At 65.3% G+C, this 2,554-nt stretch carries 3 protein-coding genes; all 3 read right to left on the bottom strand.

Annotated features, from left to right (window positions below):
* On the bottom strand, positions 1-340 hold a 340-nt coding region (locus tag KZA10_RS12120), incomplete at its 3' end, for a DUF2637 domain-containing protein (RefSeq protein WP_218683003.1).
* The gene (locus tag KZA10_RS12115; RefSeq protein WP_094451885.1) at positions 340-1,305 is read right to left on the bottom strand and encodes a bifunctional DNA primase/polymerase; all 966 of its coding nucleotides are present in this window, start codon (positions 1,303-1,305) and stop codon (positions 340-342) included. The genes KZA10_RS12120 and KZA10_RS12115, both read right to left, overlap by 1 nt.
* A 281-nt stretch (positions 1,306-1,586) precedes the next feature.
* The coding region (locus KZA10_RS12110; protein ID WP_218683002.1) for a helix-turn-helix domain-containing protein at positions 1,587-2,554 on the bottom strand (968 nt) is incomplete at its 5' end.

Raw genomic sequence — 2,554 nt, 5'->3', positions numbered from 1 at the left:
CGACCGTTGCGGCGAGCATGGCGGGCACGCTGGCGTCGGCGGCGACGATCGCGTGCAGCGCGTTTGCAGCAACCGACACGAGTGCTCCGCAGATCAGCAACGCCCACGGATACCAGGCACCCCGGCGACCATCGAGTGCGACAACCGCGATGGTGGAGACTACGATCAGGCCGTCCACGAGCAAGGGCCAGATCCACGCCTGCCCCGGCGCGATACCCGACCGGGCCGCGAGATCGGCCAGCGCCATGAACGAGAGCCAGAACGCGCCGATACCGATCAGCACGGTGCCGGTCGCGGCGGTCACCACCGCCCAACCCCATGCCGGTTGCCGCACGCTCATCACAGCCTCCGACCACTCACCGAGACAGGCGGCTCGGTGTGGGCGAACCCGGAACCCGTCTGACGTACCGGGGCGCGACGGCGCGGCCCGTAGGTGCTGACGTGGCGATACGCCGAGCCGACTGTCCGGGTGATCTCGTGCTCTCCCAGCCCGGACTGGCCCGCTGCTGGGCCGAGCGCGTTGAGCGCGTCGCGGGGTGAGTGTCCGTGCTCAGCCATGCGGCACGCGGCCTTGAACAACCCGAGGTTGCGTTCGCCCTCGGGTTTGCGAGCTACCTGCGAGGCGAGCCGGGCAACGTCCAGCGGCCAGCCGCCCGGCGGTTCCGGCGCGGGCGCGTATTTCGGGCGCGGGTCGAGGAAGTCACGCAACTGCTGCGCGTCTAGTAGCGCGACAGGGCGCGTCGCCATGCTCTCGACCCGATACGGCACCCGGCGACCGTCGATGGGGCGCTGCGAGGGCGGCACGATGATGTAGCCGCCGTCGCCCCGAAAGTCGATACCCGCCCGGCCCGCCTGCCACGATCGCTGCTCACGTTCGGCGTCCGTTGGGTAGTACAGATGCCTGCCGCCGGTCGGCGTGGTAACGACCGCCAACGGCTCCGGCAGCAGCCCGGCGCGTGTAGCGCGTCTGAATGCGGGATACCCGTTGACCTTGTGTACATCGACGTCGACGACGACGACACCCGAGGCTGCGCCAGTCGGGATGGCGAGATTCGCATGAGGCCGATGCCGCCACCACGCCTCCACCTGTCTCGCATCGTTGGTTGCCTCGTGGAAACCTCGATCGGGAATCGGGCGCTTCCCGCCGGGCGCGCACGGGAACACCGGCACGCCGTGTCGGGCTAGCTCGTGCGCGACCAGCGGTAGCGGCACGTCCCCGCCGAGCCGGGAGAAGACCGCAGCGACCGATGAGGCCCGCCGCTCGATCAGATCGTGCGCCCCGCGAGCGTCGCCTACCTTCACCATCGCCAGACCTCCCTCCCATCCGGAGACCACCCCTCGCTGGGTGGCCCTACGACCGTGAGGTGCGTCGGGAGGATCAGGAAGACGAGACGGACAAGGAATCGAGACTGTGACCGTCAGGCATCTTGAAGAACCCGACGTGTCTATTCCGGACTACCTACGTCGAGGCAGACTGTCCAGCAGTTGTCACGACTGCGGTACACATCGCGCATGACGGGGCACGAATGACGCATCACGCCACGCTGCGCGGAGGTGCGTCGGCTGGAGCTGCCCGCAGGACGTCCCTAGGTCGCGGCCGGGTGAGGTGTCTCCCGAAACTCGGATGGGGATACGCCGAATCGACGTCGGAATCGAGCGGAGGCGATGCGAGAATCCACCCACCCCACTTGCCGGGCGGCCGCGCTTATAGGCACATCTGTTTCTTCGATTAAGCGTGTGAACTCCGTTAGTCGAATCTCAGCAAGAAACCGCATCGGAGGCGCGCCGGCGTGTGCCGTAAAGAGACGCGTGAGATGGGTGCGCGACACAGCGACCTCGTTTGCCAGAGAGTTCACAGTCCAAGGTTCCGCCAGTCGAGCGCGCAGAAGGTCAATCGCTTTGGTGACATGGCCAGCTGAGGGTGGCCGGGTCAGCCGTCCAGTGATCGGCCGCCACAACGGGCGAATGGGTTGCGGTGACATGCTAGCGTCCAGGAAGACAGGAAGAACACCGGAAACCCAGCGAGCGAACAGCTCAATGGTGTGGATCGCAGCTACTTCTGGCGCATGGGTACCATCATTCAGGATGCTCATCTGACGCCACAGCGGCTCGACCTTGCGTAGGGCGGCAGTCCCCGGAGTCAACACTATTGCCGTACCATCCCATTCGCAGGGGTGCAGCCCACTGTGAACACGTTCGCGATGAGGAAGAAACCAAGACATCTGCATGCGAAGAAACTGCTCATCTGCATAGATCGACCAGATGCGCACCCGGCCTTGTGGCTTGATCCGGCACCATCTGTCTGCCCCTAGGGCGATCGACATCCCGGCCCTCAGCATATAGTCGCCGTTGGCAGTCTCGATCCGAGTACTGCCTTCCATCACATTCATGATCTGCGCATGGCGAAAGAGCGCTCGACTCGACGCGAAGTAGTGCCCCATAAAGTGGTGTAGCCCGTGGTGGCCGGCTCGTCGATCGCGACGAAGTGCGGTCACCGCGTGATCCTTCGAGGAAACTCTCACATCCCACTCGAAAGGCATCATCACGATGACCG

Source organism: Microbacterium sp. BF1 (genome assembly GCF_019279095.1).
Taxonomy (GTDB): domain Bacteria; phylum Actinomycetota; class Actinomycetes; order Actinomycetales; family Microbacteriaceae; genus Microbacterium; species Microbacterium maritypicum.
Note: the sequence above shows the minus strand (reverse complement) of the source record. Positions and strands in the feature narration are given on the sequence as shown.

Excerpts from the sequence above, each read along its gene's own strand:
- KZA10_RS12115 (WP_094451885.1), bottom strand. The coding sequence starts at position 1,305 with ATGGTGAAGGTAGGCGACGCTCGCGGGGCGCACGATCTGATCGAGCGG.